The sequence below is a fragment of the Alkalicoccus luteus genome, assembly GCF_012034335.1.
In the GTDB taxonomy this organism is placed as follows: Bacteria; Bacillota; Bacilli; order Bacillales; family Salisediminibacteriaceae; genus Alkalicoccus; species Alkalicoccus luteus_A.
Genome location: NZ_JAATHJ010000020.1, coordinates 56,383 through 62,668 on the forward strand (window position 1 = coordinate 56,383; position 6,286 = coordinate 62,668).

The window sequence follows — 6,286 nt, forward strand, 5'->3', positions numbered from 1 at the left end:
AGGCCGGCAGCTGCCGGCAAAAGTAGATGTGCTCGTTTTCCAAATTAAAAAAGCTCCGTCTGCATGCAGACGGAGTGGCGCCTTATCCCGGCGGAGTGCGCGCGAGGCTTTCGAGCTGCTGCTCGCCTTCGCGCGATATTTTATACAGCTTGGAGTGGCTGTCCTTGCCGATCGTGATGATGTACTTTTTCTTTTGCAGGACGCTGATCGCCCGGTACGGATTGGTGAGCCGGATGCCGTTGTCTTTTAGCAGGTCATCCACGGCGCTCGACTTAAATACCCGCTCCTGGCTCTTTTCCTGAATGTACTTTCCCGCGACAAGCGCCTTGTCGACGTCCTTCAGATCATCGTGAAACTGGTAGAGCCATTCCCCGAACGCATCATCTTCAGGCTGCAGCTGCGGCCATTCTGCCGCGGCAGCCTGTGACGGCCCGCTCCTGACCCGATCTACGAGGTCATCCAGCTGCTCCATCTGTTCACGGACAAATTCCTCCGAGCCTTTAATTTCAATTTCTCCGGTGCGCACGTTCATCCTGATGCTTGCCTTCGCCACTTCATCACTCCTCTTAGTTATACTGACTGCTTTCACGCGCTTTCCTGACAATTCTCTTTTCCCTCTGTCAGTATACCCTGAAACATGACACCACATAAAAAAACAGGCAGGAGCGGTTCTCCCGCCTCTGCCTGTTTTTTTACTGATTAGTCGTTGATCGCGTCAAGCGACTGGACGAGTCCGCTTCCGTACTGATGAGAAGCACCGAGTGGAACGGCCGTGTCGTTAAGCAGATCACGCACTTCGGCGCTTGAAAGCTCCGGCTTCGCCTGCCACACCTGTGCCGCTACACCAGCTACGTGCGGTGCTGCCATGCTCGTTCCGTTAAACGACGCATATCCGTTACCTGGAACTGTACTTAATACATCCACGCCCGGTGCAGAAATTTCAACTGCCGGCCCGGTGCTGGAAAACGTCGCCCGGTTGTTGTTTTCGTCAACGGCTGCTACCGCCATCGCGGAATCGTATTTCGCCGGGAAGCCGACTGTGTCGTTATTGCCGCCGCGGTTTCCACTGTTTCCGGCTGCTGCGATCACTAAAGACCCTTCTTCAAAGGCGAGATCCGTAAAACTTTCCAAAACCGACGATCCGGATGATCCGCCGAGGCTCATGTTGATGATGTCGATATCGTTTTCGATCGACCATTCAATTCCTTCTGCAATTCCGGCGAGCGAACCGCTTCCTTCGTTACTCAGAACCTTCACAGCGTAAAGATCCGCATCCGGTGCTGTCCCGATCACGCCGAGGTCGTTATCAACTGCCGCCACTGTACCGGCAACGTGCGTTCCGTGACCGTTCCCGTCAAAAAACGGATTGCTGTTATCTGCATCGCTGAAAACCGAATAGCCGCCGACAACGTTATCTGCCAAGTCTTCATGGTCTGCATCAATGCCGGTATCAAGCACTGCTACGCTGACGCCGTCACCGCTGATTCCCTGGGCGTATGCATCGGTTGCCTGCACCTGATCGATGCCATAGGGTACCGTCTGACTGAGTGTTGTCACTTCCGCATTTTCGTCAACCGCTTCAATGTGCGGATGGCTTTCCAGAAGCGGCACCTGTGCTTCTGACAGCTCCACCAGTTGAACATCCAGCAAATTGTATGTATGCAGCACGTCGGATTCGCTGACGCCGAATGCCTGCATCAGTCCTGCTTCAGCCGGACCTGAAAACTCCACTAAATATTCCTGCTTTTCCGTATCTCCCTGCGGACTGACTGCCCCTGCACTCATCGGTACGGCGAAAAGCGCTGCCGCTGCTGTCATAAAAAGTACTTTCTTCATCGCAAAACCCCTTTTCCGAATTAGTCTGCACCACCGCGGTGTTTTTTCAGAATAATCGGAACAGGTTGTCTTTTCAACATACTGAACGCTTGTTCATTATCCCGTCTCAGAAATTTCTCTCTAAATAAAGGACTTTCTGCCCGACAGCCTGTCTTTTTATGAAACTCTGTTCAGCAAGTCCTTCCGCACTGAATAAAAGAACCTGCCGGATTACCTCCGACAGGTTCCCTGTTCGTTTACTTAATGACGTCAACTGGTCCGTGGTCGTCAATGTGATCGCCGTGTACGTGATGGAGGCGTCCGTCAACGAGGTAATCATAATGATCACCGTGCGGAACAAGCTCGTGTCCGCAGTCTTCGTTGTGCTCACAGTCCGACTGCACAGGCGTGCATGAATCAGGATTTTCATCACTCACGCCGATCTTACACTCATCCCAGTGCTCCTCGTGCTTGTGGTGGAGATGTCCGTCGTGCACGTAGTCAATATGATCACCGTGGCGGATTTTCGTGTGTCCGCAGGAAAGAGAATGCTCGTGCGTATGGTTGTCATGCGTATGATGGCTCATCAACAAAACCTCCTTTTACAGTCAGTGTACCACTAAAAAAGGGCGCTGAAACGGGTTTGGCGTCGATAGGAATCATTCCGTCTATACCGGCTGCATGCGCTCCTCGATCTGCTTGAACTCTTCCTCGCTATCGGTGACGCGGCTGAGTACTTGCAGCGATTCGAGCATAAACGTTAAATCGAGCCGGTACATTTGATCCGGCGACTGATGACGGAAAATGTCGGATGCAAACGCCCAGATCGTTTCCTGTTTCGTTTCATCAAGGGACTCTGCGATTTTTGCCATGCAGTTGATCAGCTCCGTCAATAGCACGTGATCATCTTCGGCGTAATGACGGATAAAGCCGAAGCCTTTATATAAATACGACTCAAACGATTCCGCCATGAGAACGATCCGCGTCTGCCCATTTTCATCCTGTAAGTACGGGGTAAACGTAATATATTCCACCACTTCCAGCATCAGCTCTGCCATCTGGTGCATCGTCGTCATCGCCGTTTTCGGATCCTTGTTGCCGATCGACTTAATCGCAATCTCGGAAAGCTTGTACATGCCCATCTGCAAATCCTGCAGCTCAAGCTCCTTATGACCGATCTGCACCATCGCCGAGTAGTCGTCCATCTCCACGTCGTCTGCTCCAGGGCCCCAGTAGCTGAACAGCTCGTTTCCAGCCAGCACGTATTCGCCCATGCGGCGGTGAAACTGCACGATAATATCATCGCGCCGTGCCTGCTCAAGCATTTTTCGGTAGTCAACAAGCTGCACGTAGCCGCTTTTTTTCGCCTGCACGCGCACAGTATCTTCTTCATATTCGAGCTTCATGTCGCCAGACGTTTCCGCCCGGTACACTTCAAGCTCCCGGCTCAGCGTATCTTTTATGATCCGCTGTGAATTCTCCTTCATTGTGTTCGTTATGTTGTGCACCTGCATCCACGTCGTCGCGTGGTTAATAAAATAAATAAACGTCATCGCCGTTAAAAACGCGAGAAAAATCGTTGTGATCGGTACAGCCGCAAAATTTTCCCGTTCCGTGCTGCCGATAAATAAAAACACGAGCAGAACGTAGACGAAGCTGCCGTTAAATACGCCGAGCGCGTGCTGCGTCCGACGATCCGCCACGAAATTTAGCAGCATCCGCGGTGAAAACTGCCCGCTGAACGTCGTCAGCACGACGAGCAGGGAGTTCAGCGTGAACGCGCTCAGTGTGAGAATACCACCGATAAGCGTACTGACGAGCATCTGCGTTGTTTCAGCTGTAATGGATACGATCGGAGGCAGCTGCCGTTCAATGTCCAGCTGAATATCTAAAAACAATGCAAATACAACGAGAAAAACAGATACGGATACGTAAAGCAGCGGCATATACCAGAGCGTCGACTGGATTTCATGCTTCCGCTCGCGCCGCGACATCGTAAAATATTTTCTGAGTGACGCCGGCAGCAGCTGGAGCAGCATCATCGTTAAGCCTCCTTTTTCGTTGGCGCCAAAGCTCAGCCTGACGCCTTCATCGATTCTGACGGGCTCATTCCCGCCTGGAGACGGGAATGAAACCTGTTGCCGTGATTTTACAAAAACATTCGACAGTCTGCGCCACAAACGTTGTTCAACTGGCTAAAAACCGTTTTCGTTTGCAGGTTTCTCCTGTAAACTGGAAGGAAGGAATAGATGAAAGGAGCAGATAGATGGAACCGTACCGTCTCGCGATCGGCATACATATCGCCATGTTTTTCTTTTTCGCCGTTGTCACCTTCGGCTATCTGTCCGTCACCAGCGACCCGGCGATGGTTCGTGACACCGTTTTTTACCTCGTCATGGCTGCCCTGTCGGCACTTGCCGCACTGCTGTTTACCGTAACTGTCTCGGCTTCCTTTTACACGGTACGTTACGTCGCCAGGCGCATCAGCCGACAAAGCACCAGCTCGTAACCAGGCAGTAAACAAAGGACATGACGTCATGCCAAAGCATGTACCGCTTTCGTTTAACCAGGGTATTGCCAGGCAGATCGTGGAAGAAAAACGCACCGTTACAGAAATGGCCGACCAAATCGGCAAACACCGGGCCACCGTCGGGAAATGGGTGAAGGACTACAAACAGAACCAATCAGCCGGCGAATTCAAAACCGAGGCCGGAATGAGAGAACTGCAGCGAACATATGAAAGAAGGATCAATCGTTAAAAACAGAAGGTGCGATTCTCCGAGCTGTCCCGGCATTCTTTACGAAAAGCCACGCGTCATTTTTGCGCACATCCGCAGCCTTGAAGAAACTTACTCCGTCGAGCAGATGTGCGAAGTGCTCGGCGTATCGAAAAGCGGGTATTACAAATGGAAAGCACGCCAGTCGGATCAGGCATAAGGAAACGGGACCCCTGTCAGGCAAGGGTCCCGTTCGCTTTGCGGTCAGCCCTCAAAACGAACATTTTATATCTTGACGTCACAGCGACTGTGACCGCAAAACAGGTAAACGTCTGCAGACGAAAGTTAAAGATATTACAGGCGAGGTTCATGCTTTTGCAGCAAAAGTTGAACACGTTCGTCCGGCCGTGTCTTCCCCGAATGAGCGAACCCTTTCCTACTCAAACGCAAAAAAAGAACCCGGCATGTGGCCGGGTCCCGCGATATTTTTTTAACTCGTTTTAAAGCCGCTGATTTCTTCCTGTAAATCAAGCGCGATTGTGCTCAGCTCTTCTGACGTGAGTGCAATTTCGTTCATCGAGGCGAGCGATTCCTCTGATGTTGCTGCGACCGTGCCGGTGCTTTCAGTCATCTGTCCGGCAAAGGACGAAAACTCCTCCATCCGTCCGTTTAAATCCGCTGCCTTTTCCGTCATTGATTCAATCACGCCGAGTACGTTGGAGATGTGACTGTCCACATCAGCGTTGATTGTCTCGACAGAACGGAACATGCCTTTCATTTCTTCCACAGAGCCTACGCCGGCCTCAACCTCCCGGCTTACGAGCTGCATCGCCTCGACCGATGAATGCGTATCCTCCTGTACGTCCGTGATCATACCCCTGATTTTATCAGCGGAGCGGCCGGACTGCTCGGCCAGCTTACGTACCTCATCGGCTACGACAGCGAATCCGCGCCCGTATTCACCGGCTCTCGCTGCTTCGATCGACGCGTTCAGCGCGAGTAAATTTGTCTGGTCGCTGATATCTGTCATCGCCCGGATGATATCGTTGATTTCATTTGACCGTGATTCCAGCCGGTGAATAACCGCCATCGTTTCGTCAACAGCGTCTTTGATACCGGCTATTTTCGCCCCCGTTTCCTCAGAAGAAGCTGCTCCTTCCTTTGACACCGCGACCGACTCATCCGACTTTTCTTTCAGACTCACAGCCGCCTCTTTCACCTCTATCAGCTCGTGCTCCTGAACGTTTACCGCCTCCATACTCGCATTATCTCCCCCTCCACAAGACTTTTGACTTACATTTTTACATGCCCTACGGTTACTATCGTCGATTAGTCAGATTATTTTAACGATTCAGGCCAAATGTCTTATGAAAATCAGATCGCTTACATGTTAGATAAGCAGCAATAAAATGCTGACCTCCTGCTGCGAAAGTCGTCTTTACTTCATTACTGCTGTGACCCTCAAAAAAAGTTGAACATTTTAAGGCAGAAGTTGAACATGTTCTTTCCGCAAATGATGATTTCTTCGTTATAACAGTCGTCAGTTGATGCTCGTAAACATATTACAAGGGTTCTTAACGCTTTTGAAACGAAAGTTAAAGATATTACAGGCGAGGTTAATGCTTTTTGTGGTTCTGTCAATAAAGTAGACAAATCGCTATCACGTTTTGCTCCTGTCATCCGTTCCTTTTCCCCGTCTGACGGCGCTCACCTCCTTCATCCGGTTTTCAAGCTGACAGATGGGACGAGCTCGC

8 protein-coding genes are annotated in these 6,286 nt (G+C 51.0%); 3 read left to right on the forward strand and 5 right to left on the reverse strand.

What is annotated here, in order from left to right; translation table 11 throughout:
• Window positions 1-82 precede the first annotated feature (82 nt).
• The 4 genes from HCN83_RS12370 to HCN83_RS12385 all read right to left on the reverse strand — a co-directional run bounded on the left by HCN83_RS12370 (window position 83) and on the right by HCN83_RS12385 (window position 3,857).
• Entirely contained in the window at window positions 83-553 is a 471-nt protein-coding gene (locus HCN83_RS12370) for a hypothetical protein (protein ID WP_168007758.1), read from the reverse strand.
• A 146-nt stretch (window positions 554-699) separates the two neighbouring features.
• Complete coding sequence (locus tag HCN83_RS12375; protein WP_168007760.1) at window positions 700-1,836, reverse strand: S8 family peptidase; 1,137 nt, start codon at window positions 1,834-1,836, stop codon at window positions 700-702.
• Window positions 1,837-2,072: 236 nt separating this feature from the next.
• The gene (locus HCN83_RS12380; RefSeq protein WP_168007762.1) at window positions 2,073-2,402 is read right to left on the reverse strand and encodes a hypothetical protein; all 330 of its coding nucleotides are present in this window, start codon (window positions 2,400-2,402) and stop codon (window positions 2,073-2,075) included.
• 81 nt (window positions 2,403-2,483) lie between these two features.
• A complete protein-coding gene (locus HCN83_RS12385; protein ID WP_246238223.1) occupies window positions 2,484-3,857 on the reverse strand; it encodes a DUF2254 domain-containing protein in 1,374 nt (457 codons plus the stop codon).
• Between the two features lie 224 nt (window positions 3,858-4,081).
• Here HCN83_RS12385 and HCN83_RS12390 point away from each other — a divergent pair, with 224 nt between their 5' ends.
• From HCN83_RS12390 to HCN83_RS12400, 3 genes are read left to right on the forward strand one after another with little or no spacing between them, the layout of a single operon-like run.
• The gene (locus tag HCN83_RS12390) at window positions 4,082-4,324 is read left to right on the forward strand and encodes a hypothetical protein (RefSeq protein ID WP_168007763.1); all 243 of its coding nucleotides are present in this window, start codon (window positions 4,082-4,084) and stop codon (window positions 4,322-4,324) included.
• Window positions 4,325-4,352: 28 nt separating this feature from the next.
• A complete protein-coding gene (locus tag HCN83_RS12395; RefSeq protein WP_168007765.1) occupies window positions 4,353-4,574 on the forward strand; it encodes a transposase in 222 nt (73 codons plus the stop codon).
• Window positions 4,552-4,752: a hypothetical protein gene (locus tag HCN83_RS12400; RefSeq protein ID WP_168007767.1), complete on the forward strand. Its 201-nt coding sequence runs from the start codon at window positions 4,552-4,554 to the stop codon at window positions 4,750-4,752. The genes HCN83_RS12395 and HCN83_RS12400 overlap by 23 nt, the downstream gene beginning before the upstream one ends.
• 270 nt (window positions 4,753-5,022) lie before the next feature.
• Here the strand turns inward: HCN83_RS12400 and HCN83_RS12405 are convergent, their stop codons facing one another.
• The gene (locus HCN83_RS12405; protein ID WP_168007769.1) at window positions 5,023-5,790 is read right to left on the reverse strand and encodes a methyl-accepting chemotaxis protein; all 768 of its coding nucleotides are present in this window, start codon (window positions 5,788-5,790) and stop codon (window positions 5,023-5,025) included.
• Between the last annotated feature and the right edge of the window lie 496 nt (window positions 5,791-6,286).

Bases quoted from the DNA above. Each gene is read 5' to 3' on its own strand.
- HCN83_RS12390 (WP_168007763.1), top strand. From the start codon at position 4,082: ATGGAACCGTACCGTCTCGCGATCGGCATACATATCGCCATGTTTTTC.
- HCN83_RS12395 (WP_168007765.1), top strand. From the start codon at position 4,353: ATGCCAAAGCATGTACCGCTTTCGTTTAACCAGGGTATTGCCAGGCAG.
- HCN83_RS12375 (WP_168007760.1), bottom strand. From the start codon at position 1,836: ATGAAGAAAGTACTTTTTATGACAGCAGCGGCAGCGCTTTTCGCCGTA.
- HCN83_RS12380 (WP_168007762.1), bottom strand. From the start codon at position 2,402: ATGAGCCATCATACGCATGACAACCATACGCACGAGCATTCTCTTTCC.
- HCN83_RS12400 (WP_168007767.1), top strand. From the start codon at position 4,552: ATGAAAGAAGGATCAATCGTTAAAAACAGAAGGTGCGATTCTCCGAGC.
- HCN83_RS12405 (WP_168007769.1), bottom strand. From the start codon at position 5,790: ATGGAGGCGGTAAACGTTCAGGAGCACGAGCTGATAGAGGTGAAAGAG.
- HCN83_RS12385 (WP_246238223.1), bottom strand. From the start codon at position 3,857: ATGATGCTGCTCCAGCTGCTGCCGGCGTCACTCAGAAAATATTTTACG.